The following is a 26,767-nucleotide window of genomic DNA, read 5'->3' as shown; positions in this document are numbered from 1 at the left end:
GGACTTTGATAGTAGCTCATTACAAAAAAAGAAGCAGAAAGTAACACGGACTGCTGAAAAAGTCCAAATTTTTTTATCTGAAAAATAATATTCAAAAAACGAGCCTCTAGAATCGCTTCTAAGGCTCGTTTGAGGGTTAGGGCGACATTTTTGCCCCCCTATAATCATTCGTTTTTCAAAAACATTCACTTTTTCAGTGGCCTCAAAGTAACATTCCAATATTTGTATCCTTAGCCTGATGACATTGGGATGAAGGCCCCCCACTGATTGAAGTTCAGCTTTATGATTAATAAATAAAAAAACACATGTGATTCGATTTTTTCTGAAATTCATGCGTTTTTAGGTGATAATAACTTGTTATTATGCACATTATTCTTCGACACATGGTTTTTTTTTTAAAAACCTAAGAAAAACTATAATAATGCAAGTGATTTTTCTTGTCACTCAATCAACTTTTTGATAGAGTAAATATGATTTATTTATTTTATACTTACATAAAGTATAAATATTTATAGATGATAATATAAGATAACTGATGTTGTGCTAGTTGTACTAATTAGTATGAAAAGTATACATAGTTTTCATTGCATCTTTAAATAAAAACAGTACATATGATTTAGGAGGAAAAAGAGATGAAAATGATGGATGCAAACGAAATTATTTCGTTCATTTCAAACAGTGTGAAGTCTACACCTGTAAAGGTATACGTGAAGGGTGATTTAGAAGGTATTAACTTTGGTGTAGCTACAAAGACATTTATCAATGGTAATACAGGAACTTTATTTGGTGAGTGGGCAGAAATTGATGCTGCTCTAAAGGCAAATGAAGGTAAAATTGAGGATTTTGTAGTAGAAAATGATCGTCGTAATTCAGCAATTCCTTTACTAGATATGAAAAATATTAAAGCAAGAATTGAGCCAGGTGCTATAATCCGTGATCAAGTTGAAATTGGTGATAATGCAGTAATTATGATGGGGGCTTCTATTAACATTGGTTCTGTAATTGGTGAAGGAACTATGATAGATATGAACGTAGTATTAGGTGGAAGAGCGACAGTAGGTAAAAACTGTCACATCGGTGCTGGTTCTGTATTAGCTGGGGTAATTGAACCACCTTCTGCTAAGCCGGTTGTTGTAGAAGATGACGTAGTTGTTGGTGCTAATGCAGTTATTCTTGAAGGAGTTACTGTGGGTAAGGGAGCGGTAGTTGCTGCAGGAGCTATCGTTACTGAGGATGTTCCTCCTTATACGGTTGTAGCTGGCGTGCCTGCACGCGTTATTAAAGAAATCGATGAAAAAACAAAAGGGAAAACTGAAATTAAGCAAGAGCTTCGTCGCTTAAACGAAGATAATTAAGATGATATCATTGCCTACAGCCTTTTTAGGCAGTAGGCAATTTCTTTACCTTTTAAGGAGAAGTAGACGAATAACAGCTTGTAACAAATGCACTTTAAACTTTAAAAAAAGAGGTAGTTATTATGAATTATTCTCAATTTATCGACATAAGAAGGGAATTACACCAAATTCCTGAGTTAGGTTTTGAAGAGTGGAAAACACAAGAATACCTTCTATCATACATAAAAAGTTTACCGCAGCAATTTATAGCTATTGATACCTGGAAAACAGGTATTTTTGTTAAGGTACAGGGTTCGGATCCTACAAAAGTTATCGCTTATCGTGCTGATATTGATGGCTTACCAATGGAAGAGGAAACGAATCTGTCTTTTAAATCCAAGCACGAAGGTAAAATGCACGGTTGTGGTCATGATTTTCATATGAGTATCGCTTTAGGGGTGCTAACACATTTTGCAAATAATCAGCCAAAGGAAACTTTATTATTTATTTTTCAACCTGCTGAAGAAGGGCCAGGTGGAGCTCAGCCAATGCTTAATAGTGATTATTTAAAAGCCAATCGTCCAGATATGATTATTGCACTACACATAGCACCTGAGTATCCGGTGGGGACGATAGCAACTAGAAAGGGATTACTTTTTGCTAATACTTCAGAACTGTTTATTGATTTCGTAGGCAAAGGTGGACATGCCGCTTACCCGCAAACAGCGAATGATATGGTAGTAGCCTCAAGTTATTTTGTAACACAATTACAGTCGATTGTTTCAAGAAATATAGACCCTCTTGATTCGGCAGTTGTTACTATCGGTAAAATTACAGGAGGTACAAAACAAAATATTATCGCTGAAAAGGCAAGAGTAGAAGGGACAATAAGGACATTATCTTTAGACTCAATGGGTAAAATTAAAGATCGAATTGGCAATTTAGTAAAAGGGATAGAACAAGGGTTTGAATGTAGTGCTTCGATTGATTATGGGTCGAATTACTGCCAAGTATACAATGATGAGGCAGTTACAGGTAAGTTTATTTCGTTTTTGAAAAAGAAGTCGAACGTGAAATTTGTGGAATGTAATGAAGCTATGACAGGTGAAGATTTTGGCTATTTTCTTGAAGAAATTCCTGGATTCATGTTTTGGTTAGGTGTAAATTCGGATTATGGTTTACATTCAGGTTTATTAAATCCAGATGAAGATGCTATACCATTTACGATTGATTTACTAGTTGATTATTTAAAATCGGTATAAATCAGAATAATCTTCCATTTGTTTGGAAACATTACCAATGTAGAGAAATTATCTCTTATTTTAATGGAACAATTGGAAGGAGGAATAGTTCATGCCGAAAATTGGAGTTGAACAATCTTTAACAGCTGTACAAGAAGCGTTACAAGCAAAAGGATATGATGTAATCCAATTAAAGCAAGAAAACGATGCAGCAGGTTGTGATTGCTGCGTAATCACAGGACAAGATCAAAATATGATGGGTATTCAAAATGTAATTACTCAAGGTTCTGTTATTAATGCCCACGGGTTAAGTGCAGACGAAGTTTGTCAGCAAGTGGAAAGCAAGCTTCATTAATTTGTAAAGAAAACGAAGGTATTTATTTGGTGTAAACTTATTGTTGTACTCCGTATTGATTATTACTAGCACCTATGGTGACAGTAGTATAAGAGGAAAGGAATGACAAACGAAGAACTACTGTTGTAGTCTTGCACAGTAGTTCATTCTAAAGTCATTCCTTATTTCTTTTCTATATATACTTGATGTGGGAATGGAATTTCTATACCATGTTGATCGAGAGTTTCTTTTAATGCTTTTCTCAATCTTCTTTCTACAGCCCATTGTGCCATATTTTCAGTTTTTGCGATAATTCTAATCACGACATCAGAATCGCCTAAACTTTGCACCCCTACAACGTTAGGACCTTCTTTAATTGTCTCGTCTAGTTTGGCGATTTCGTCGCAGGATTTTTGTAGCACATCCATAGCTTTATCGATATTTTCATCATATGAAATGCTAATATCAACTAACGCACGCATAGTGCCACGTGAATGATTACTTACATTAGCAATTTGTCTATTGGGGATAAAGTGTAAGGTTCCGTCAAATCCCCTAAGTTTTGTTGTACGTAAACCTACCTCTTCGACAACACCGTCTAACCCAGCCATAGATACATATTCATCTACTTCAATTTGTTTTTCAAGTAGAATGAAAAAACCAGTTACTACATCACTAACTAAACCTTGCGCCCCAAACCCAATTGCTAACCCGATAATACCAGCTCCGGCAATTAAAGGAGCAATTTCATAATCAAAAATGCCGATAACAATAGTAATTAAAATAAAAATTAGAAAGTATGTAAAAACATTAATAGTTAGCTTTTCTAATGTTTTTGTACGTCCTGGATGCATACCCTGTTGCTCTTGTAATTTTGAAAAAGATTTGATTATTAATCCGGATCCTATTTTTTTTGCCAGCCAATATACAAGGATGATAGCTATTAATTGAACCAAAATAATGGTAAGGTTCAAAATAAAAGCAGACCAATCGTATTGCATAATCCATTCAAAATCCATTTTATCTAACTCCTTTTTTCTAATTATTGTTCCTGTATCAGGAAAAAACTAATCATAATGAAGAGTCTAACATAATTATTAACATACTTTAAATAAACAAACTTATTTTTAAATTGAAAAATTAACTCTTCGATATAAGTATAGGGTTGGTGTATTTAACCTAAATATGGTTATAATATCTTTAGTGTTATGATGTAAAGGATTAATTTAGTAATTTAAAATATTATAAAATAACTACTGGGTATTTATAACTTTTATATATAATGATAGTTATACAACAACCCATCGAGGACTTAATAATTTTAGGAGGTTTTACATATGAGTGATAAAAGAATGGTAGCTAAGCAAGCGCCTAGATTTGAAATGGAAGCAGTAATGCCTAATAAAGAGTTTGGAAAAGTAAGCTTAGAAGAAAATATGAAAAATGACAAATGGACAGTTCTTTTCTTCTATCCAATGGATTTTACTTTTGTTTGTCCAACTGAAATTACAGCTTTGAGTGATCGTTATGATGAGTTTGAAGACATAGATGCTGAAGTAATTGGAGTTTCTACAGACACAATTCATACACATTTAGCTTGGATTAACACAGACCGAACGGCTAATGGCTTAGGTAAATTAAAATACCCCTTAGCAGCTGATACTAATCACGCTATTTCTAGAGATTACGGTGTATTAATTGAAGATGCTGGTATCGCGCTTCGTGGTTTATTTATTATCAGCCCAGAGGGTGAATTAATGTATTCAGTTGTTAACCATAATAATATTGGTCGTGATGTGGACGAAACATTACGTGTCCTTCAAGCTCTTCAAACTGGAGGTCTATGTCCGGCTAACTGGAAGCCGGGTCAAGAAACATTATAATTGTTGTTAACTATAGGAGATTGTATAATAAAAAGGTCTAGCATTTTTGTTAGGCCTTTTATTAAACGGTTTAAACCTACGAGTTACATAAGGAGGACATAAAAATGAAATTAAGAGCGTCGATGCCAGAACTTAATGGTGCAACTCAGTGGCTAAATAGGGAGGTAACAAGAGAAGATCTAGTTGGAGAAAAACCAACATTATTTCACTTTTGGTCGATTAGTTGTAAACTATGTAAAGATGCGATGCCGAATGTTAATGAATTTCGAGATAAATATAAAGATCAACTGAATGTCATAGCCGTACATATGCCCCGCAGTGAGAAGGACCTTAATATTGAAGAAATTATTCAGGTTGCCAAGGAACATGAAATAACACAACCAATTTATATTGATAACACACATAAGTTAACAGATGCCTTTGAAAACAAATATGTTCCTGCTTATTATGTATTTGATAGTGAAGGGCAGTTACGACATTACCAAGCTGGTGGTGGGGGCATGAAAATGCTCACGAAACGTGTTAATCGTGTATTAGGAATCAAAGAAGAATAATTAACTTATAAAACATATACACACTTACTTTGAAGAACGCCGTCATCCTGTTACGGTGTTCCTTTTGTATAGGTGAAATTAGAATACTAGTTTAGAAGATCAGAGTATAAAATTTTATTTTTGTAAGATTAGTTCCAACGATTTTAGCTCGAGCTGACTTAGTTCCATTAAATGTAGGTAATGAGCTAGCTTTAATTAATGGTGTGTAAATAGTCGAGGCACTTACGCTTTTCTAGAATGACAACCATTTTTGTCTAGTTAATTTAATCCTCTCTTTTTTACAGTATCAGCATTTATAAATTTCTAACTTGGAAACTGTCTAGCGCAAGCAGCCTAGAAGCTCGGTCACTTCAGTCAAGCAACAGACTTCAATTACTGCTTGTAATCCTTCGTCGATTAGCTTCATGCAGCTTTGCTCCTGCGGTTACTCGTCGCACGAAAAACAATTGCTCCTGCGGTTACTCGTCGCACGAAAAACAATTGCTCTTGAGCAAACGGAGTGACTCAGGAGCAGCTGCTCGTGACCAAGGCGCTTGCACTTTTTTATTAGATTAAGATTGTTTAAATAGTAGAAAAGTAATTTACAGTATTGGTTTAGGTAGTATTTGTAAATCATTAAGCGGGAAAGGAATGGAAGTTCTTGCAATTGATAAAGACGAAAATAAAATATCTAAATTTTGTTCAGTCGTTACACATGCTGTAGTGTCTGATAGTTAGTACAGATGGAAAGTACTCTGCGCTCTCTTGGTACCCGATTTGTTGCTATCGGTGACAATATTCAAGCTAGTAACTAAACTATCCTAATCTTAGACGAATTTGGTGTTAAACATATTACAGTAAAAGCCCAGAATGACTACCGTGAAAAAGTGTTAAATAAAATAGCGGCACATAAGGTTGTTCACCCGGAAAGGGATATGGGAGTATGAATTGCTTGCTTACAATATTGTTTCGAAAAACGTATTGTACTATTTAGAGCTGTCTAAAAATTATGGTATTGTTGACTTAATTGCTGGAGGGAAGATGAGCAACAAATCTTTAGTTGAGTTAAATATCCGCGCTAAGTATGGAGTTAATATTATGGCTATTAAGAGGGAAGGAGTAACAAACGTATCGCCTCATGGAACTGATAAAATCCAATCAGGTGATATTGTTTATGTCATTGGTGCGGTAGTTTACATTAATAAATTGGAAAATGCTTTGTTTGATAACGAATGAGAAGGGATTTTAGTAAACTGATTTTTGGATATATAAAAGGTTGTCGTCAAACGCATTGATGAAGACAACCTTTTGTATTAAAAAAATTTTATTAAACTTCCATGATAATAGGTAGGATCATTGGTTTACGTTTTGTTTTTTCGTATAAAAATGGTCCTAAAATGTCCGTGATTTCATTTTTGATTTCAGACCATTGAGTCGTTTTGCGGTCCATAATGGCTTGTAAATGTTTAGCTAAGAGTGTTTGAGCATCATTTATTAAGTCACCTGATTCGCGCATATATACAAAACCTCTTGAAATGATGTCAGGTCCTGCAGTTACTTTAAATTCTTTCATATTAAGACTAACAACAACGACAACTAAACCTTCTTCAGATAATATTCTTCGGTCTCGTAAAACGATGTTTCCGATATCGCCAATACCATTGCCGTCAACATATACAGAACCGGACGGTATTTTACCAGCGATAGCAGCTTCATTTTCACTTACAGCCAAGACTTCGCCGTTATCCATCACAAAACAATTTTCTTCTGGAATATCACAATCAACAGCAAGTTTTACGTGCATTTTTAGCATGCGGTACTCGCCGTGTATTGGGAAAAAGTATTTCGGCTTCATTAAGCGTAGCATAAGTTTTTGTTCCTCTTGACCACCGTGACCTGAAGTATGGATATCGCTTAATGATCCGTGAATGACCTCAGCACCTGCACGATATAATTGATTTATTGTTTTACTTACACTTAATGTATTTCCTGGAATTGGTGAAGAAGAAAAGACTACAGTATCTCCTGGTATAATTTGAATTTGTCTGTGAGTTCCAAAAGCAATTCTTGATAATGCAGCCATTGGTTCTCCCTGACTTCCGGTACATAATATTGTTACTTCGTTTGTTGGTAGTTTATTGAGTTGACTATGGTCGATAAATGTACCTTTTGGAGCAGTAATATAACCTAAATCTTGTCCGATGTTAATAGCATTTTCCATACTTCTTCCGAAAACAGCAATTTTTCGTTTGTTTGCTACCGCAGATTCCACTACCTGTTGAAGTCGGTGGATATTTGATGCAAAAGTTGCGAAAATCACTCGACCTTCTACTTTGCGAAAAATTGAGTCAATGCTTTCTCCGACTTTTCTTTCTGACATTGTAAAGCCAGGCACTTCGCTATTTGTACTGTCGGATAAGAGGCATAGTACTCCTTCTTGTCCTAATAGAGCCATTTTTGTTAGGTTAGCTGGTTCACCGACTGGGGTGAAATCAAATTTAAAGTCTCCAGTATGAACGATGTTTCCTGGAGGTGTTTTGACAACTATACCATATGAATCTGGAATACTGTGAGTTGTTCTAAAGAATGTGACAGACGTCTTTTGGAACTTAATGACATCGTCTTCTTGGATTTCAATCATTTTCGTTTTTCGAAGTAAACCGTGCTCTTCTAATTTCCCTTTAAGTAACCCTAAAGCGAGTTTCCCGCCATATACTGGGATGTTGATTTCCCTTAATAGGTAAGGAATCCCTCCAATGTGATCTTCATGACCGTGCGTAATGAATAACCCTTTAATTCTATCTACGTTTTTCACTAAATAAGTGTAATCTGGAATGACGTAATCTATTCCTAGTAATTCATCTTCTGGAAATTTTATTCCTGCATCTATTAAGATGATTTCATCTTGAAACTGTACACCGTATGTGTTTTTTCCGATCTCACCGAGACCACCTAGAGCGAATATAGCTGTTTGATTATTTTTCACTTGTTTCATATTTTATATATTCTCCACTTTGAAATTCTCATTTTGTTTTTCATATTCAAGGTATTCACCTGTTACTGGTAATACGAATTCGATATTGTATACTTTTGAAGCTAACTTTTGCCTAACTTCCATTTCGGAACTTGCTTCTACATAAATGGATTGTGTTTTTTCTCGAACTGGTACTTCGGTAATATTTTCTTGAAATAATACTTTGTAAATCATATAAACCTCTCCTTAGTAAATCGTTAATTTATCTTTCATTTATTATAAATGATACTGGTTATTTTTTCATGTTTTTCTTTTTTATAATTAAATATGAAACGAAAACATGCTTTTAAAACAAGCATGTTTCTAGAGATTGAAAAAAAGCATCATAATTAGCATCATACATGATTTATTTAAAGATCACAAATAGTTGGGGAATTAACCAATAATATGAAAGGGAATTTAGCTTTCTAATAGGCGCTTCTTAGGTAGAAGGTCACGACAACGTTTGAGTAATTTTTCACGCCATTTTTTAAGCATTTTTTTCACCTACCCTTTACTCATCTTAAATTTTTTCTATCTTTAGTATGTACTAAATAAGCAATCTCATTAATGGAAAAATTTCTATAGTGACGGCTAATAAAAAGTGAAAACGTGTAGACTCAAGTAGTCTACACGTCATTTTTTTAAAATGTATGCTTGTGCTTTTATCCCACTCTTAAGGGACAGTAAGGCGCCACCTCAAAACTTAAGAAATTCGAGAAGGTAAGGTGGGGGATTAACTGTCCCAAAAGGTCCGATAAGTTGTGCTAACAATCAGTGGGGGATGAAGCCTCCTGCTGATTGAAGTTTAGCTTTACTATTTAAAAGCAGAAGGGATAGATTTTTTAAATGGATCATTATGTTCTACAATGCGGTCGTAGAACATAATTCCGTTTAAATGATCAATTTCGTGTTGGAAAACAATTGCGGTTAGTCCTTTTAATCTAATTGATATTCGTTCCTCATCTATGGTTGTAGCTTGGACAGTAATTCTTGCATACCTTGGAACAAGTCCAGGGACGTCTCGATCAACAGATAGGCACCCTTCACCATTTTCTAATTGCGTCAATTCAACGGAATGACTTACAATCTTTGGATTGTATAAAGCATATTCGTGTAAGTTGCCGTTTTCGTCGTTTACAAGAACAGCAATCATTCGTTTGTTAACATTAATTTGTGGTGCTGCAAGACCAATACCTGGTCTTAATCCATATTTTTCTGCTGTTTCAGGGTTCTGACTATTATGTAAGAATTCCATCATTTTCCTTAGTGTTTCTTTATCTTCTTTTGAAGCTGGTATTTCAACTTCTTTAGCGACACTACGTAATGTTGGGTGTCCTTCCTTTATAACGTCTTTCATTGTTATCACGTATTTTCATCTCCCTTACCGATGTGTAGTGTTTCTAATGAATTACATATACTGCTATAGTATACTAATGGTCCAAAAAAAGAAAGATATAGTTCAATTTACGTGCTAGTACTAATATTACCTGTACTAAATAAGTAGTTGGTAAATATAATAATTATATATCTTAGTGTCTCTTTTTCGTTTTGTAAAAAGTCAATTTTTGTTATAGTATTTTTATAAACTCCTATATGGAAGTTTAGTAAAAGGGGGAAATATTTTGGTTAAGAAAAAATTGAAGAATGTATTTATATTCGGTCTATTGTTATTGTTTGTTTCAGGGTGCGCCAAGTCAAATCCAGGTGAAGAAATTTACGATCATTTAGAAAGAGCGGTTAGTTTAGAGTTGGTATTTGAAGAGCAACAAGTACCATTATCTAAGGTTGAAAACGAAGAATATGAACTTTACAACGAAATTTTAAATCTTGCTAATATAGAGGAAATTGAACCATTGGCAAAGAAAGCTAAAGAGTTCGCTGATTCAAGAAAGGAAATGGTTGATATTGAAAAAGCGAGCATTGAAGAAGCATATGAAGAATTTTCTTTGATAAAGCCAATAATTGAAACTATTGAGGATGAAGAACAGGTTAACTCGGCAAATGGTTTAGTTAATGTCATGGATAGTAGATATAATACATACATGAAACTGTATGGAGAATATAACCGTGCCATTGCTTATGATTTAGAACTTTATGAACTCATTATAAAGGAAGACTTAACAATTGACGAGCTTGAGGTACAACATGAGAAAGTGAATGGATCTTATCAGAAAGTTAATGAATATAAAGATCTCTTTAATCAATATACAAATGAATATAATGAATTAAAAAAGAAATTTTATGAATTAGTCAATTTAGAAGTTACTTATAATTGAATAATTAGAAAAGAAATCCAAAAAAGTAATGAATTAGGTGTGATGTAAAATACCAAATTCTTTACCTGAATGGGTTTCTTTTTTTGTTGGAAAATATAACAGTTTTGTGTGTATTAACACTGTTGTAATGTTGTTAAATTAAGGTTTTTTGTGCGGTGTTGTAACAGGGGTGTCGTTGTTAATATAACAGTTTTTGTTCGTTTTTTACCTACGTCCCAGAATATCTTCAAAAAAGTATTGATTTATAAGCCTTAAACCGTTGACAAAAAATGTTCACATATTGTAGAATTAGTATCAAATAAGAGAGTTGTTTCATAATTATTTATAAAAAACTAATACAGATAATTTTGGTTTTAAACAACTATTTTATTAAAATCAATCGTTTTAACTAAATCATATTGATTTAATTACAGTTGTAATGAATAAATAAATGGGCACCATAAACTAGAGTTTAAAAGCGATGATTACTATTTCTTTGGATAGGAAAGGAAGAGGTGAAGAGTACGATGAAAACGAAAACTTTAGAAAAAGTTGAAAGTCAATTTGAAACCTTCCAAATTATAAATGAAGAAGGGGAAGTTGTTAACGAAGCGGCTATGCCGAACCTAAGCGATGAACAATTACAAGAATTAATGAAAAGAATGGTATATACAAGAATTTGGGACCAACGTGCGATTTCTTTAAATCGCCAAGGAAGACTAGGATTTTATGCTCCTGTTGCAGGGCAAGAAGCTTCAATGCTAGGAACTCACTTTGCGTTAGAAAAAGAAGATTGGATTTTACCGGGATACCGTGATATTCCTCAAATCGTTTTTCATGGAGTTACATTAGAGCAAGCCTTTTTGTGGTCTAGAGGTCACTATAAAGGTGGTCAAATGTCAGAAGGTGTAAATGTATTAATGCCACAAATTATAATTGGTGCACAGATTATTCAAGCTGCTGGTATTGCTTTAGGTCTTAAGCGGAAAAATACAAACACTGTGGCAATTACTTATACAGGTGATGGCGGTGCTTCACAAGGTGACTTTTACGAAGGTCTAAACTTTGCAGGAGCGTACAATGCACCAGCGATTTTCGTAGTTCAAAATAACCGTTTTGCAATTTCTACACCTGTTGAAAAACAATCTGCTGCAAAAACAATTGCACAGAAAGCGGTTGCGGCAGGTATCCACGGTGTACAAGTAGATGGAATGGACGTGTTGGCTGTTTATGCAGCAACATTAGAAGCACGTGAGCGCGGATTAAATGGTGGCGGACCGACATTAATTGAAACATTAACATATAGATATGGACCTCATACGATGGCTGGAGATGACCCAACACGTTATCGTACAACTGATCTAGATGATGAGTGGGAAAAGAAAGATCCTCTTGTCCGGTTCCGTAAGTTTTTAGAAAAGAAAAATTTATGGTCAGAAGCGCAGGAAAATGAAGTTGTAGAGCAGGCGAAAGAAGATATTAAAGTAGCTATTAAAAAAGCTGACGGTGCTCCTAAACAAAAGGTAACTGATTTAATTGGGTTTATGAATGAGGAACTACCTTATAACTTGAAAGAACAAATGGAACAATATAAAGCAAAGGAGACGAAATAATTATGGCACAAATGACAATGATTCAAGCGATAACAGATGCCATGCGTGTAGAGTTAAAACGTGACGAAAACGTTCTCTTATTCGGTGAAGACGTAGGGAAAAACGGTGGAGTTTTCCGTGCGACTGAGGGCCTTCAAGCTGAGTTTGGAGAAGATCGAGTTTTTGATACGCCATTAGCTGAATCTGGAATTGGCGGATTGGCTATTGGTCTCGGTTTAACAGGGTTTCGCCCGATTATGGAAATTCAATTCTTTGGCTTTGTATTTGAAGTTTTTGATTCGATAGCGGCACAAATGGCAAGAATGCGCTACCGTTCTGGTGGAGTTTATCATTCTCCAGTGACGATCCGTTCACCTTTTGGTGGTGGAGTTAAGACCCCTGAATTACATGCTGATAGCTTAGAGGGGTTAATGGCACAAACACCTGGTGTAAAAGTTGTTATTCCATCAACACCGTATGATGCTAAAGGATTATTAATTTCAGCTATTCGCGATAATGACCCAGTTGTATTTTTAGAGCATATGAAACTTTACCGTTCATTTCGTGGGGAAGTCCCTGAAGGGGAATATACAATTGATTTAGGTAAAGCGGATGTGAAGCGAGAAGGAAAAGATATCTCTATTATTACTTATGGAGCGATGGTTCATTCATCATTAAAGGCCGCTGAAGAACTTACCAAAGAAGGAATTGAAGCAGAGGTTATTGACCTTCGTACAATTAGTCCATTAGATATTGAAACAATCATCACTTCGGTTGAGAAGACAAATCGCGCTATTGTCGTGCAAGAAGCACAAAAGCAAGCTGGTATTGCAGCGAATGTAGTAGCTGAAATTAATGACAGAGCAATATTAAGTTTAGAAGCACCGGTATTACGAGTGACTGCACCAGACACTGTATTCCCGTTTGCTTCAGCTGAAGATGTTTGGTTACCAGGATATAAAGAGATTGTAGATACAGCGAAAAAAGTTATTAACTTCTAATTTAGTGAATTCATTTATTGATTTGTTCATTAAGATATATCTAGTTGAGTTTTTTACTTAACTAGATATATATCTTAATGGTTGCGAGATAGCAGATTATAAATAATCAAAAACTACGTGTGGAATTGGAAAAGGGAGGCGTTTTTTGTGGCGTTCGAATTTAAACTTCCTGATATCGGTGAAGGTATTCATGAAGGTGAAATCGTTAAATGGTTTGTAAAGCCTGGTGACGAGGTTAAAGAAGATGATATTTTACTTGAGGTTCAAAATGATAAAGCGGTAGTGGAAATTCCTTCTCCTGTTGAAGGAAAGATATTAGAATTAAAAGTAACGGAAGGTACAGTGGCTGTAGTAGGAGATGTACTTGTAACAATTGATTATGACGGGGAAATTCCAGCATCAGCTCATGGACATCATGATGAGGAAGAAGCGGAAGTATCTGAGCCGGTACAAGAGGCAACAAGTACTGAATCTTCACAACCAGCTGTAGAAGTTGAAGTAGATGAAACGAGACGCATTATTTCTATGCCTTCTGTACGCAAATATGCTCGTGAAAAAGGTATTGATATTCGTAAAGTTCAGGGCTCGGGTAATAATGGACGTATTTTAAAAGCGGATATTGATAATTTTGGAAATGGAGCTCCGACAGCGGCACAAGCGCCAACAGAAACTGAAACAAATGTAGAGGCACAAGCACGAAATGCAGAAGTGAAGAAGGAAGTAAAACCTTATGTTCCTGTACATGGTGAATTAGAAACTAGAGAGAAAATGAGTGGGATACGTAAAGCAATATCTAATGCAATGGTTAACTCAAAGCATACTGCGCCACATGTAACATTAATGGATGAGGTAGATGTAACGGATTTAGTAGCACATCGTAGCAAGTTTAAAGCTGTCGCTGCAGATAAAGGGATTAAGCTTACGTACTTACCTTATGTTGTAAAAGCCTTAACATCTGCGTTGCGTGAGTATCCAGCATTAAACGCTTCTATTGATGATGTTAATGAAGAAGTTGTTTATAAGCACTATTACAATATTGGAATTGCAGCAGATACTGATAAAGGGTTATTAGTCCCGGTAGTGAAAGATGCAGATCGTAAGTCAATTTTTAAAATTTCATCAGAAATTAATGAATTAGCTATAAAAGCACGTGAAGGTAAGTTGGCTCCGGATGCTATGAAAGGCGGATCTTGTACAATTACCAATATTGGTTCTGCCGGTGGACAATGGTTTACACCTGTTATTAATCATCCAGAAGTAGCGATTTTAGGTATTGGTCGTATTGCTGAAAAGCCTGTTGTCAAAAATGGAGAAATTGTTGTTGCTCCAGTTCTTGCGTTATCATTAAGTTTTGATCACCGTTTAATCGATGGTGCAACAGCACAAAATGCGTTAAATCATATTAAACGCTTACTGAATGATCCACAATTATTAGTAATGGAGGCGTAATAGATGGTAGTAGGAGATTTTGCGGTAGAAGTAGATACTCTTGTCATTGGAGCTGGACCTGGTGGCTATGTTGCTGCTATTCGAGCAGCGCAGCTTGGGCAAAAGGTAACGATTGTTGAAAAAGGTAATTTAGGTGGGGTTTGTTTAAATGTAGGTTGTATCCCGTCTAAAGCATTAATTGCTGCAGGTCATAAATATCACGATGCACTACATTCTGAAGATATTGGAATTTCTGTTGGGGATGTTAAATTAGATTTTTCTAAGGTTCAAAAATGGAAATCTTCGGTTGTTAATAAGCTTACAGGTGGAGTAGAAGCGCTATTAAAAGGAAATAAAGTTAATATCGTTAAAGGTGAGGCTTACTTTGTTGATGAGACTACAGTACGTATTATGGATGAAAAATCATCCCAAACGTATAAGTTCAATAATTGTATTATCGCTACTGGTTCTCGCCCAATCGAACTTCCAGCGTTCAAATGGAGTAAGCGTGTGATTTCTTCTACTGGAGCTTTAGCTTTAGAGGAAGTACCTAAAAAGATGGTTGTTATTGGTGGCGGTTATATAGGGATTGAATTGGGTGCTGCTTATGCCAACCTAGGAACTGAGATCACAGTTTTAGAAGGTGGTAAACAAATTTTACCAGGTTTTGAAATACAAATGAGTCAATTAGTATCTAACCGTTTGAAAAAGAACGGAGCTAATATTTTCACTGAAGCTTTAGCAAAAGAGGTGGAAGAAACGGCTAATGGTGTGAAAGTAACTGCAGAAATTAAAGGTGAAGTACAAACATTCGATGCTGATTATGTGTTAGTAACGGTTGGTCGTCGTCCCAATACAGAAGAGCTTGGTCTTGAACAAGTTGGGATAGAGATGACAGATCGTGGATTAGTAAAAGTTGATAAGCAATGTAAAACAAACATTAGCGGAATTTACGCTATTGGAGATATTATTGATGGGCCGGCACTTGCGCATAAAGCTTCTTATGAAGGTAAAGTAGCTGCTGAAGTTATTTCAGGGCATCCGGCAGAAGTAGATTACTTAGCAATCCCGGCAGTAGTGTTCTCTGGTCCAGAATTAGCGTCTGTTGGTTTAACAGAAGCTGAAGCAAAAGATGCTGGATATGATGTTGTTGTATCTAAATTTCCATTTGCTGCCAATGGCCGTGCGCTATCACTGAATGAAACTGATGGGTTTATGAAAATGGTTACGCGTAAAGATGACGGCTTAGTACTTGGTGTCCAAATTGCTGGTACAAATGCTTCAGATATGATTTCAGAAGCTTGTGTAGCTATTGAAGCAGGAATGACTGCTGAAGATATTGCAATGACTATCCATGCTCATCCTTCTCTAGGGGAAATTACAATGGAAACAGCTGAAGTTGCAATTGGTATGCCAATTCATATTGTTAAATAAATTAAAAAAACAAGAGAGTACCATTTTAATTATGGTAACTCTCTTGTTTTTTTAATTTAATAACTCTTTTTCGAGCGCTTGTAATATTTCATGTTTTTTTAAAGCGCCCGCAACTCGAATCTTTATATCATCGTTATGTAAGATTATTAAGGTTGGAAATTCAGTTATTTCGTAATGGGTAACTAAGACTCTTTCAGAAGAATCGATAATATTAAATGATCGTAATTTATCAGGATAACGCCTGTTAATATCTAATAGAGCATCATAATATTTTCCTTCTTCATTGATAAAAAGTTCATCTGAAAAAAGTATTGTTATATTTTCATCTTTTTTTTGCAAAAATGGATAGTCAATGGACACTTCTTTATTACTAGAACAGTTAGTTAATAATAGTAGGAAGATAGGTATGAAAGATATAGTTAACCTTTTTTTCATAACGATAGCATTCACTTCCTTTTTATGTTTCGTTTGTAACTAAAATAAGTTTACCATGTAAAAGCTATGATTTATCATTCGTAATAAAACTGTTACATAAATGATATAAAGCTGCATCTAAACTCACATAGTCAATAAAAATAATTTGTTTAAGATGATTAAAGCTATAAATGAAAAAACGCAAAGATAAAGATATCTTTACGTTTCTGACATGTTAGAAAATTTATTTTCATCTTTTTAGTTCGGAAAGATAATGACTGTTAGGACCTTCTTATCATTTACCTTTAAGAAACTTTCACCCTTTTTATTTTCTTTTCTTTATTTAAGGCTTTAACTAATGAGAAAATCATCACGATCATGATTATCGCAAATGGGAATGCTGCGATAATTGAGGCTGTCTGTAAAGCGGCTAATCCACCAGACCATAATAATACGGCCGCGGCAGCTGATTGAATAATCCCCCAAACAAATTTAACAGAATTTGGTGGATTTAGACTACCGTTTGTTGTTTGCATTGCAAGTACATAAGTTGCAGAGTCTGCAGACGTGATGAAAAATGATCCAATTAAAAGAATTGCAATCACAGACATAATCGTACCGAAATTAAAGGTTTGTAAGACTGCAAAAAGTGCTATTTCCATTCCTTGTTCATTCATAATATCCATAATTCCCATGTTGTGGAATAAATCTAGAGAGATAGCCGTTCCGCCGAAAATGGTAAACCAAAGAGCTCCGAATAAAGTCGGTACAGCTAGTACACCGATGACAAATTCTCTAATCGTGCGTCCTTTTGATACTCGAGCAATAAAAGATCCCACAAAAGGGGCCCAAGCAATCCACCAAGCCCAATAGAAAACTGTCCAAGATTGGACCCAATTTGTTTCTGTATTAAATGGATCAAGGCGAAAGCTCATTCCTACTAAGTTTTGAATATATGTACCGACGGTCTGTGTGAAAGCGTCCATAATGAAATTAGTTGGTCCCGAAAAAAGCATAAATAGCATTAAGGCAATAGCTAAATAAACATTTGTTTTGCTTAAAATTTTTATTCCGCGGTCTAATCCAGTTTGCGATGATAGCATATATAAAAATGTTATTACAATAATGATAATTATTTGCGTCCCAAATGTATTTTCGATTGTTGTTAAATGAGAAATCCCACCAGCAATTTGTACAGTACCGAACCCTAATGAAGTGGCTACGCCGAAAATTGTGGCAAAAACCGCAATTACATCAGTGGTTTTGCCTAGTGGTCCATGTACTTTCTCGCCGAACAATGGCTCGAGTGTTGCGCTAATAACACCAGGAGCTCCGATGCGAAATTTGAAATAAGCTAATGTCAAACCGACAATTGTATATATAGCCCAAGGGTGGAATCCCCAATGAAAAAAAGAATAACGAAGTGCTACACCGGCAGCTGATGGTGTTTGTGGATCACCAGTTGGCGGTGTGTAAAAATGGTACATAGGCTCTGCAACACCCCAAAAAACGAGACCGATTCCCATGCCAGCAGTGAATAAAAAAGCAAACCATGTTATATAGTTATATTCTGGTTCATCTTCGTCTTTACCTAATTTTATTTTGCCATAACGGCTGAAAATTAAATAAATACAAAACAACAAAAAACCAGAGGCTGCTAACAAGTAGAACCAGCCAAATTGTTCGGTAATAAAACCCTGGATCTCGGCTGTGCTTTCAGCTAAATTTTTCGGGCTAATAACACCCCACAAAATAAATGCAAATGCGATAGCGGCTGATATGACAAAAACAGTAGTTAATTTTTTCAATTTTGCACCTACTTTCAAAATATATCTTGTAGTAAAGTTTGTATTTTCAGTCATATTGAACTTTCTTTGGGAAAATATAAGTGGGATACTCTTTATTTTCAGTCGAAAATAGATGTTCTTTTTTTGTTTCTGATTGTAGAACTGTAATACAATCCATTACTGATAACAATTCATAAAATAAAGCCCCTTTCTGTCCATAATGCTTCCGTTCTTGGATCTCTTTTTTAAACAACGCATAAAAATAATCTTTTGGAAATTCATGATCTTTTTCACTTTCATGAAGAGTATTCGAGCATATAACTTTTACTTTTTTTGTAATAGTCATTATTATTTCCGCTTCTTTTTTTGTAAGCTCGTTCGATTTTAGTTGAATGTAATTTATATTTCCAATATGAGAAATCAATTTTTGTAAAAAAGTTAATTTTTTTAGGAGAAAAGAAAAAGATCTTTCTTCATATTCATTTTTTCTACGATAACACCATTCGGCCATCTGGTGTTGACTAAGTTTAATTGCTTTTTCAAAATCTTGGTTAAGTGAACGAAATTGTGTTTCATTGTATGTTTTATTTTGAAAAAGATTAGCCGAGATTACATCCTCTAAATGAAACCCGACGTCCCTGTATAAACGATCTACTTTGTGAACTAATAAAGGACCGAACTTTGGTGGGAGTAATGCAAAGTTTACAAGTGTTGAAATAATAATTCCTAACGATGTCCCGGAAATTCTTACTATAAAATCATAAATAAAGCTATCGTTAGTTCCGGGAATCATAGCTACTGCCGTTAAGGTTGCTACCAATGTTCCGGTGTCAAGTTTCATGTGATGGCAGATAATGATTGTAAACATTGTTACCAATGCAAATGTAATAGCGCTATTTCCTAACAATAAGTTAAACAATAACGCAAAGCTTGCTCCAATAGCTGCAGCTGGTAGACGGACTAATCCCTTTTTTAATGAATCTACTGCTGTTGGTTCAATCGTTACAATAGCAGTAATTACTGCAAAAATAACAGGTAAATCTAACTTAATACAGATGGTTGCGGTAATGAATACAGCAATTCCTGTTTTGAGCACTCTTCGTCCTACTAATTTAAAAGCTTTCATTTGATTTCACCCTTTAAAAACATAAGGGTAGTATTTGAACGTATTGGAAAGAATATGCATAAACTTTTGGTTCATAAATATAAGGTTGAAGGATATAGTATAGTAATTATCCACGGTAGCTAGAGTTGTTTTACAATTTCTTTAGTCAAATAAATAACAAAAGGTGGTAAAAGTATGAAAAAATATCCAATAATGATAGTTGTTTCGATCCTTCTTTTGGTGTTTACTGGTTGCAGGACTGAAGTTCAAGAGAAACAAAAAGTTATCGATGATCGAGAAGTTGAAATTATGGAAGATTACGGAAGCGAGAGCGTAGAAGTTGATGAAAAACAATTTGAAGAGGAAATAGGTTCTGAGATTAATGAAATTGAAGAACAACATAGTGAGAAGAAAGATGAGCCACTTTATATTTTGAATGATGATCATACGGTTTCCCCTATGAATGAAAATATTGATGAACGCGTAGTTCTATTAACCATTGATGATGCACCAGAACACTATTCCTTGGAAATGGCTCGTTTGTTAAAGGAGAAAGAAATAAATGCTATCTTTTTTGTGAATGGTCATTTCATTAATAATGAAAAAGGTAGGGAAAAACTATTAGAAATTTATGAACTTGGTTTTACTATTGGAAATCATACGTTGACTCACCCGAACTTGAAAGATTTACCAGAAGAAAAGCAAAGGGAACAGATTGTTCAGTTGAATGATATGATCGAAGAAATAATTGGGGTAAGACCACGATTTTTTCGAGCCCCTTTTGGTGTTAATACAGAAATCTCCCGAAAAGTAGTAGAAGAGGAGAATATGCAATGGATGAACTGGACCTATGGTTACGATTATTTTAAAGAGTACATGGAAAAGGATCCGTTAGTAGACATAATGGTTAATACAGAACTACTTAGACCTGGTGCCAACCTACTCATGCATGACCGTAAATGGACTTTAGAAGCTTTACCTGGAATTATCGAGGGATTAGAGGAAAGGGGTTATGGATTTGTTAATCCTCACACAATTAAGTAGGCGTTAATGTTGTCAATAATAAATGAACGTAAGAAATGAATATATATATATTATACCTAAAATTAGTTTAATAAAGGTTATTCCTGGTCAAACTGAAAGTTAATTGAGAAATTTTATATTAACTAGAAGTTGCAGGTGATCTCATGAAACGTCCGTTTATATTAGTTAGCTTTTTTATGCTTTTATTAATAATATCTTGTAATTCAAATCAGGATGAAGAACCTGGTTCTTTTGAAGGAAGTTTAGATCAGATAACAAATGAAACTTTAAAAGAACTCAAGCTCAAGAGTATTGAAGAAAGCAACGTGTTTCATGTTTATGATTTATTCGAAGTGGTTGAAGGAGAATATAACTTCGATGAACTGCATCGGTCATTAACAATGAAACTTAATGATCAAACATATAAGCTTGTATACGGGATCCCGGTTGTTGAACAAAATGGAATCTATTTACCTACTGATGAAATCTTTATAGTTATGGATAACGAAGAAGTTTATTTACCGGTAGCATTCTTGGATATTGTGTTAGATTTAGAGGTTGATGTTAACGATGATAAGGTTGTTTTTCAATGGTCTGGAGAAACGTTACCTACTAGCTCTATTCAAACAACTAGCTTGATCGATGAAGAGTGGGATGTTGATAAAATGGTTGATTATTTATCATTCCTAAAAAAACCGATACAAAAAGCCGAAGTGAGTACGATTCCCAATCATCTACCTGGTGCAAAAAGAGCTTATCGTAACGGCTACCATGAAGGTATAGATTGGTATGGTTATGCTACAGGGCAGCATATTTCTTTTAATACACCGGTGTTGGCTATGGCTGAAGGGGTTGTTGTACGAGTCGATCATGACTATGAAGAGTATTCAACAGTACAAATAAGAAATAAAGATTTATCTCTTACGGCGGAACTAGGTGAAACCCCGCAATATATTTTTGATCGTTTACGTGGAAGACAAGTATGGGTTCAATATGAAAAAGGGGTTATGAATCGTTTTGCGCATCTCGATGCCATTCCCGATACCTTGCATGTTGGAGATGAAGTTAATAGTGAAACCATTATTGGATATGTAGGTAATTCTGGTACAAGTGGAGCTGTGAATGGTGATGGATCAGAACTTCATTTGCACCAAGATCTTTTAATTTATGGTGAATTGTTTTGGAAACCATTTACCCTTGATGAAATAAAAGAAATTTTAGTACGAGTGTTTAAGGATTAATGAATATAGTTTCCTGAATTTCAATATTGATATTACGCGACAGCAAATTGAACTAGTTGAATGGGTGTGTTTTCAATTAGATTTAGTTTGCTGTTGCTGTTTAATGGCAATATATAATTTACTCTGATCTACATAAAAAATTCGTTAATGAAGGACAGAAGTTGACAGTATTTGCGATTCCCTGGTGTTATACTAATAGGTACATTTAAAACTAATTAGATAATGAGCTAATAGCCATATCTATAATTAAATCATTATTTGTACTGGGTCTGTTTTTGAAGGAGGGGTTTGGTGAATAAGTCAGATAAATTAGATGAACTAAGACTTGAAATCGGGATGATTGCTGATAAAGTCAATTCACGTCATGAATTTTATTTAGGTATAATTACAACCATTGCTAGGCACGTACCGGAGTATTTTGGGGTTGCGATATACCAATGTATAGATAATTGTTATTCGATTTTTGCTAGCTATGGGAATATTTCTGAGAATTTAAACGTGAAATTTGGAGATGGGATGTTTAGTATTTGTAGTATTCGGGGTAAAGTTACTATACATAATGAACTTTACGCAACGAAAGCATATGCTCCTTTTTATAATGAGCAGCACGTAATTGGTGTGTTGTATGTTGAAGTTCATAATGCTAAATATCAAGTGACAGATGAAGATCGAATTTTTCTCCAAGAAGTTACTAGGTATATAGAAGTGAGAGGAAAACAATATGAGAATTCTATAGTTGATAATAATGACGTCTAATTGATAATGATTGTTAGGTTTAGGAGCAGTTCCTGTTCAAATGAATTTAGAAAGTTGAAAGAAAAACTAAAGTTTGTCTATTCATAACTTTGTCAATTTTATCGTTTTGTTTAGGTGAGGGTCATACTTTGTTCATTTGACGATTAGAATTAGTTTAGATATAATAAAATTCAGAATACTATAAAAGGAGGCGTTTCGGGTGAACTTATTTGAAAGACTCTATGATGAGCAGGAAGATGTTAAAGTGCAGTTTATCGGATTTACGACTGAAAAAGCTCGATATGATTTTGGGATTGTTTATACAAATATGTTCTTTGGAAAGCCTCTAGTAGTATGCATGCAGACAGGACGCTCGACGTTGATGTGTGCTGAAGAGGCAGAAAATGTAGAGGATATCATGAAGATTTTCCAAATTCATTGTGAAGATGAAGCAAAAGATCTCTCATTGTTTTTTTCGGAAAAATTGCCGACAATGAGCTTTGAAGCTCAATATTAACACATATACTCAAAAATGTTCGTACTAAAATTACAACTAATTATCTTATAGAAAAGGTAGACAATGTATTTTGTCTACCTTTTCTTATATAATCAGAATTTATTAAATTCTAACTTGGAAACTGTCTAGCGCAAGCATCCTACGATCTCGGTCACTTCAGTCAAGCAACGGACTTCAATTACTGCTTGAGATCCTTTGTCGATTAGCTTCATGCAGCTTTGCTCCTGCGGTTACTCGTCGCACGAAAAACAATTGCTCCTGCGGTTTTCTTATATGAAAGGCTTGTGCTCTTTGATTACACGTATTGTTTTAAAAGTGGCATCCTCTGGTCCTTGTACTGGTAACCCAACATCAATATTCTCTTGGATATAATCGATATTTTCTTGGGTTATAATTTCACCAGGAATAAAAATTGGTATTCCTGGTGGGTATACCATAATGAATTCTGCGATCACGCGTCCAGCTGATTCTTTAAAAGGAATTACTTCAGTTTCTGAGTAAAATGCATCTCTTGGAGAAAGTGCTAAGGTTGGAATGTCAGGTACATGTACGGAAATAACCTTTTTTTCAACGATATGAGATGTATCCAGAAATTTTTCAGTTAATTCTCTTAATGCATTAACTAGTATTCCAGTCGTTTCTTTTGTGTCACCAATGGATATGATACAAAGGATATTATAAAGGTCAGAAAGTTCAACTTCGATATTATAATTTTTTCGTAACCAAACTTCAACTTCATACCCAGTAATACCTAAGTTTCTTACAGAGATTATCATTTTTGTTGGATCGAAATCATATGTTGCTTTCGTTCCAAGAATTTCAGGACCTACACAGTAGAGGCCAGGTATAGTGTTAATTTCACTTCTTGTTGAATTTGCTAACCCGATTGTTTTATCAATTAGCTCGCGCCCTTTTGTGGCTAACTGTTTTCTAGCCACATCAAGAGATGCTAAAAGTAAATAAGATGTGGACGTTGTTGTTAACATGCTAATAATGGATTTAACCCTTTTAGGTGATACTAAATTTCCTCTTATATTTAAAACTGAGCTTTGTGTCATTGAACCACCTAGTTTATGCACACTTGTTGCAGCCATATCAGCACCTGCTTGCATTGCTGATAGGGGTAGCTCATCATGGAAGTGTATATGCACACCATGAGCTTCATCAACTAATACCGGTACATTGTAGCTATGTGCAATTTCAACTATTTTTTCTAAGTTCGCAGAAATTCCAAAATAAGTAGGGTTAATAACCAAAACCCCTTTTGCATCAGGGTGTGCTTTCAAAGCTTTTTCAACGGCATCTATAGTAATTCCGTGAGAAATACCTAGGTTAGGATCGATTATCGGATGAATAAAAATAGGAGTTGCCCCTGAGAAAATTATTGCTGACATGATTGATTTATGTACATTTCTTGGAACAATAATTTTGTCACCAGGACTACATACGCTCATAATCATTGTCATAATTGCGCCGCTTGTTCCTTGTACTGAGAAAAATGTATGGTCAGCTCCAAAAGCCTCAGCAGCTAACTGTTGCGCTTCTCTTATCATCCCGTGTGGATGATGTAAATCATCTAAGGGCCCGATATTAATTAAATCAATTGATAAGGCGTTATCCCCTATAAAGTTTCTAAATTCAGGATCCATACCTGTACCTTTTTTGTGGCCAGGAATGTGAAATTGTACTGGGTTTTTTTTTGCGTGTTCAAGTAGTCCGCTAAATAGCGGGGTTTGTTGTTGGGACATAATAATGAATTCACCTCGAAATAATAGATATATCAAATAACCTAATTTAATAGGTTGTTGTTTCGACAAATTATTTAGAAATATAAAACAAAATTGAGTATATCAAATAAGGTAATAAAATCAAAGCAAAATATTTAAAACCGTTTAAAAGGAGTTTCTACATTTATCATGAAAATATGAATAATTGGTTAGGATGGATTAAACATTTGCTTCCATAGCATTTAAATATGTAATAAACTGGTGAAGCTAATTTTAAATCTTTTAAAAAGGGGGCTTAATGATGAATATAAATATTCCAATTTCTCTAGATTGGACTAAAGATGAAGTGATTGATGTTGTTCAATTTTTTTATTGTATTGAAAAGGCTTATGAAACTGGGGTTGATAGGCAAGAGTTTCTAAAATCGTACAGACGCTTTAAAGAAATTGTTCCGAGTAAAAGTGAAGAGAAACAGCTTTTTAGACAATTTGACCAAGAATCTAATTATTCTTGTTATCAAGTAGTCAAAGAAGCAACTAGCAAAGATGTAAATGGAAAACAAAAAATAAAGCTTGGTACAAAGTAATGTGCCAAGCTTTATCTGAATTTTTTGGGAGTAAAAGACCCCCGTCTCTAAGCGTAGTGTAGGTGGGATTTTTCAATCGGATGGAGTAGACTCTCCACCTGATTGTCCGATGTTTCAGCTTGCTGAAACGAGTTCACTTTTAATTATAGGTTTATTATATAGCCGTTATGGATTATTCTACATTTCTAAAAGCTAATTTGTAAAGTGGCATAAGTGTTTCCATCGTGTTCTTAGCTGTTTGAAGAAATAATTCACCATTATTTAAAATAGGATCATTTTTATAAATGTGACGGCCGACGAGAAACTCAGCTTTTTTAACATCTCTAAAACGAACAAGCATATTCTTTAATTCACTTGAATCTATATCAGAGACATTTGTCGCTTGCTTTTTCATATGATCTAAGGAAATCACGTAATCCTTCGGGATTATTTGAGAAATAGTATTAAGTTCATTTAATAAGTTTGATGCAATTTGTTGTTTATTAGGAACTTCATATATAAGTGCGTACCAAATAAAAACATGATCATCAAATAGCCCAACTTGAAAGTGAGGATGTTTTTTATATCCCCGTTTATCATGACATATCGCAAGCCACGTATCTTTAGGAGGGTTAACGGTTCTTCGAGCATGCTTTGCAATATGTAGAAACATTTCATTCCCACTAACTGCCGCGAGGTCTCCACATAATGTCTCTCCAATTTCTTTAAATTTTGGTTGTATTCTAGTTTGAATAGCTTCCATACGTTCCTCTAATCCTTCAATATGAAACGTATTGAAGTCATTATTTGTAAAGCCTGAAAACATGTAAATCAATTCCTTTCTGTTTCTATACCCATTTTAGGACTAGTTTATCATAAGTTAAAGTGAAGTTATAAAAAATAAAGCTTGTACTAGTAAAAAAAGGGTGTATAACTAGTTAAACTAATATTCAAAGGTGGTAAAATGAAGATAATACCAGAAAAAAAGTATAGTTTAGTATCTTTAATGATTTCATACTTCTATTATTTAAGTAACATCAAAATATATAAAGTTGAATACGTATCGACTGTATTTTAGTTTGGTTAAATTTAAATTGTATTTTCAAAAAAGGCCCTGTAGAAAATGCATTCAGAAAAGTTTTCATGAGTATTAAACATATTCTTAGAAACATCTTATAGACACAATCATATGTTATAATAAACACTTTGAAATCAGAAAATTCCGTAAATTAATTCTCCTTCATTGTTATCTTTCGAAAGTACTATGTAAACTGAAAAGAAACTAAATAAAAAGGAGTGTAGGTTACCATGGAACAAGTTATTCAAACATTTAATAGAACTGATGGTGAAAAAAGAATCGCTGTTCTAAGGTTGGAAATCGATTATGAGCTGGCGACTCTACACGAAGCAATGGTTGCAAAAGATATTAATAAGATGAATAATTGTAAAAAAAATCTTGAGAAATTTCGCCAAGAGCTTGTTCGCTTAGAAGTTTAACAGGGGTAGTATTATATTAAGGATGATACAATAGGGTTTTTAATCCAAAGGTATCATCCTATTATTTTTTTATAAAAATAGTCAGAATCAAAATTATCCTAATAA

General features: G+C 34.5%; 25 protein-coding genes and 1 pseudogene. 17 read left to right on the top strand and 9 right to left on the bottom strand.

All coding sequences use genetic code 11. The features are described from left to right. Positions 1-632: 632 nt before the first annotated feature. The 3 genes from dapD to BKP37_RS12520 all read left to right on the top strand — a co-directional run bounded on the left by dapD (position 633) and on the right by BKP37_RS12520 (position 2,930). Positions 633-1,355: a 2,3,4,5-tetrahydropyridine-2,6-dicarboxylate N-acetyltransferase gene (gene dapD, locus BKP37_RS12530; RefSeq protein WP_071309923.1), complete on the top strand. Its 723-nt coding sequence runs from the start codon at positions 633-635 to the stop codon at positions 1,353-1,355. A gap of 122 nt (positions 1,356-1,477) precedes the next feature. Next, on the top strand, positions 1,478-2,596 hold the full coding sequence (locus BKP37_RS12525; RefSeq protein ID WP_071309922.1) for an N-acetyldiaminopimelate deacetylase: 1,119 nt from the start codon (positions 1,478-1,480) through the stop codon (positions 2,594-2,596). Between the two features lie 91 nt (positions 2,597-2,687). After that, a complete protein-coding gene (locus BKP37_RS12520; protein WP_071309921.1) occupies positions 2,688-2,930 on the top strand; it encodes a YkuS family protein in 243 nt (80 codons plus the stop codon). Positions 2,931-3,091: 161 nt separating this feature from the next. On the opposite strand, the gene BKP37_RS12515 is transcribed toward BKP37_RS12520, so the two are convergent. After that, positions 3,092-3,928, bottom strand: a complete 837-nt coding sequence (locus tag BKP37_RS12515; RefSeq protein ID WP_071309920.1) for a mechanosensitive ion channel family protein — start codon at positions 3,926-3,928, stop codon at positions 3,092-3,094. A gap of 318 nt (positions 3,929-4,246) precedes the next feature. On the opposite strand from BKP37_RS12515, the gene BKP37_RS12510 reads away from it, so the two are divergent. The 3 genes and pseudogenes from BKP37_RS12510 to BKP37_RS12500 all read left to right on the top strand — a co-directional run bounded on the left by BKP37_RS12510 (position 4,247) and on the right by BKP37_RS12500 (position 6,561). Next, positions 4,247-4,792 carry a peroxiredoxin gene (locus BKP37_RS12510; RefSeq protein ID WP_071309919.1) on the top strand — a complete coding sequence of 182 codons (546 nt, stop codon included), beginning with the start codon at positions 4,247-4,249 and terminating at the stop codon, positions 4,790-4,792. A gap of 104 nt (positions 4,793-4,896) precedes the next feature. Then, positions 4,897-5,346 carry a redoxin domain-containing protein gene (locus BKP37_RS12505; protein WP_071309918.1) on the top strand — a complete coding sequence of 150 codons (450 nt, stop codon included), beginning with the start codon at positions 4,897-4,899 and terminating at the stop codon, positions 5,344-5,346. Positions 5,347-5,925: 579 nt separating this feature from the next. Continuing rightward, positions 5,926-6,561: pseudogene (locus BKP37_RS12500) on the top strand (potassium channel family protein). Between the two features lie 91 nt (positions 6,562-6,652). On the opposite strand, the gene rnjA reads toward BKP37_RS12500, so the two are convergent. The 3 genes from rnjA to def all read right to left on the bottom strand — a co-directional run bounded on the left by rnjA (position 6,653) and on the right by def (position 9,707). Further along, positions 6,653-8,320 carry a ribonuclease J1 gene (gene rnjA / locus BKP37_RS12495; RefSeq protein WP_071309917.1) on the bottom strand — a complete coding sequence of 556 codons (1,668 nt, stop codon included), beginning with the start codon at positions 8,318-8,320 and terminating at the stop codon, positions 6,653-6,655. Between the two features lie 3 nt (positions 8,321-8,323). Further along, on the bottom strand, positions 8,324-8,533 hold the full coding sequence (locus BKP37_RS12490; protein ID WP_071309916.1) for a DNA-dependent RNA polymerase subunit epsilon: 210 nt from the start codon (positions 8,531-8,533) through the stop codon (positions 8,324-8,326). A gap of 622 nt (positions 8,534-9,155) precedes the next feature. Further along, positions 9,156-9,707: a peptide deformylase gene (gene def / locus BKP37_RS12485; protein ID WP_211271451.1), complete on the bottom strand. Its 552-nt coding sequence runs from the start codon at positions 9,705-9,707 to the stop codon at positions 9,156-9,158. 256 nt (positions 9,708-9,963) lie between these two features. On the opposite strand from def, the gene BKP37_RS12480 reads away from it, so the two are divergent. The 5 genes from BKP37_RS12480 to lpdA all read left to right on the top strand — a co-directional run bounded on the left by BKP37_RS12480 (position 9,964) and on the right by lpdA (position 16,051). Beyond that, on the top strand, positions 9,964-10,617 hold the full coding sequence (locus tag BKP37_RS12480; protein ID WP_071309915.1) for a YkyA family protein: 654 nt from the start codon (positions 9,964-9,966) through the stop codon (positions 10,615-10,617). Positions 10,618-11,123: 506 nt separating this feature from the next. Continuing rightward, a complete protein-coding gene (pdhA, locus tag BKP37_RS12475) occupies positions 11,124-12,209 on the top strand; it encodes a pyruvate dehydrogenase (acetyl-transferring) E1 component subunit alpha (protein WP_071309914.1) in 1,086 nt (361 codons plus the stop codon). 2 nt (positions 12,210-12,211) lie between these two features. Next, complete coding sequence (locus BKP37_RS12470) at positions 12,212-13,189, top strand: alpha-ketoacid dehydrogenase subunit beta (protein ID WP_071309913.1); 978 nt, start codon at positions 12,212-12,214, stop codon at positions 13,187-13,189. Between the two features lie 147 nt (positions 13,190-13,336). Continuing rightward, a complete protein-coding gene (locus tag BKP37_RS12465) occupies positions 13,337-14,638 on the top strand; it encodes a dihydrolipoamide acetyltransferase family protein (RefSeq protein ID WP_071309912.1) in 1,302 nt (433 codons plus the stop codon). Positions 14,639-14,641: 3 nt separating this feature from the next. Beyond that, a complete protein-coding gene (lpdA, locus tag BKP37_RS12460) occupies positions 14,642-16,051 on the top strand; it encodes a dihydrolipoyl dehydrogenase (RefSeq protein ID WP_071309911.1) in 1,410 nt (469 codons plus the stop codon). 51 nt (positions 16,052-16,102) lie between these two features. Here lpdA and BKP37_RS12455 read toward each other — a convergent pair whose 3' ends face one another. From BKP37_RS12455 to BKP37_RS12445, 3 genes are all read right to left on the bottom strand, one after another. Beyond that, a complete protein-coding gene (locus tag BKP37_RS12455; RefSeq protein ID WP_139193118.1) occupies positions 16,103-16,501 on the bottom strand; it encodes a thioredoxin domain-containing protein in 399 nt (132 codons plus the stop codon). A 269-nt stretch (positions 16,502-16,770) separates the two neighbouring features. Then, on the bottom strand, positions 16,771-18,273 hold the full coding sequence (locus tag BKP37_RS12450) for a glycine betaine uptake BCCT transporter (protein ID WP_071309950.1): 1,503 nt from the start codon (positions 18,271-18,273) through the stop codon (positions 16,771-16,773). A 46-nt stretch (positions 18,274-18,319) separates the two neighbouring features. After that, positions 18,320-19,378: an FUSC family protein gene (locus BKP37_RS12445; RefSeq protein ID WP_071309909.1), complete on the bottom strand. Its 1,059-nt coding sequence runs from the start codon at positions 19,376-19,378 to the stop codon at positions 18,320-18,322. A gap of 174 nt (positions 19,379-19,552) precedes the next feature. Here BKP37_RS12445 and BKP37_RS12440 point away from each other — a divergent pair, with 174 nt between their 5' ends. The 4 genes from BKP37_RS12440 to BKP37_RS12425 all read left to right on the top strand — a co-directional run bounded on the left by BKP37_RS12440 (position 19,553) and on the right by BKP37_RS12425 (position 22,873). Further along, complete coding sequence (locus BKP37_RS12440) at positions 19,553-20,401, top strand: polysaccharide deacetylase family protein (RefSeq protein ID WP_071309908.1); 849 nt, start codon at positions 19,553-19,555, stop codon at positions 20,399-20,401. Positions 20,402-20,544: 143 nt separating this feature from the next. Next, positions 20,545-21,621 (top strand): M23 family metallopeptidase, encoded by a 1,077-nt coding sequence (locus BKP37_RS12435; RefSeq protein ID WP_071309907.1) that lies wholly within the window; start codon positions 20,545-20,547, stop codon positions 21,619-21,621. A 291-nt stretch (positions 21,622-21,912) separates the two neighbouring features. Then, positions 21,913-22,377 carry a hypothetical protein gene (locus BKP37_RS12430; RefSeq protein ID WP_071309906.1) on the top strand — a complete coding sequence of 155 codons (465 nt, stop codon included), beginning with the start codon at positions 21,913-21,915 and terminating at the stop codon, positions 22,375-22,377. Positions 22,378-22,576: 199 nt separating this feature from the next. Then, positions 22,577-22,873: a DUF3055 domain-containing protein gene (locus tag BKP37_RS12425; RefSeq protein ID WP_071309905.1), complete on the top strand. Its 297-nt coding sequence runs from the start codon at positions 22,577-22,579 to the stop codon at positions 22,871-22,873. A gap of 269 nt (positions 22,874-23,142) precedes the next feature. Here BKP37_RS12425 and BKP37_RS12420 read toward each other — a convergent pair whose 3' ends face one another. Further along, on the bottom strand, positions 23,143-24,621 hold the full coding sequence (locus BKP37_RS12420; protein ID WP_071309904.1) for an aminotransferase class I/II-fold pyridoxal phosphate-dependent enzyme: 1,479 nt from the start codon (positions 24,619-24,621) through the stop codon (positions 23,143-23,145). A 277-nt stretch (positions 24,622-24,898) separates the two neighbouring features. Here BKP37_RS12420 and BKP37_RS12415 point away from each other — a divergent pair, with 277 nt between their 5' ends. Further along, complete coding sequence (locus BKP37_RS12415; protein WP_342707792.1) at positions 24,899-25,186, top strand: UPF0223 family protein; 288 nt, start codon at positions 24,899-24,901, stop codon at positions 25,184-25,186. 172 nt (positions 25,187-25,358) lie between these two features. Here BKP37_RS12415 and BKP37_RS12410 read toward each other — a convergent pair whose 3' ends face one another. Further along, positions 25,359-25,991 carry a YktB family protein gene (locus tag BKP37_RS12410; protein WP_071309902.1) on the bottom strand — a complete coding sequence of 211 codons (633 nt, stop codon included), beginning with the start codon at positions 25,989-25,991 and terminating at the stop codon, positions 25,359-25,361. Between the two features lie 482 nt (positions 25,992-26,473). Here BKP37_RS12410 and BKP37_RS12405 point away from each other — a divergent pair, with 482 nt between their 5' ends. Next, positions 26,474-26,662: a hypothetical protein gene (locus BKP37_RS12405; protein WP_071309901.1), complete on the top strand. Its 189-nt coding sequence runs from the start codon at positions 26,474-26,476 to the stop codon at positions 26,660-26,662. The last annotated feature ends 105 nt before the right edge of the window (positions 26,663-26,767 follow it).

This window comes from Anaerobacillus alkalilacustris, assembly GCF_001866005.1.
GTDB lineage: Bacteria > Bacillota > Bacilli > Bacillales > Anaerobacillaceae > Anaerobacillus > Anaerobacillus alkalilacustris.
This window is presented reverse-complemented; position numbering and strand designations above follow the sequence as displayed.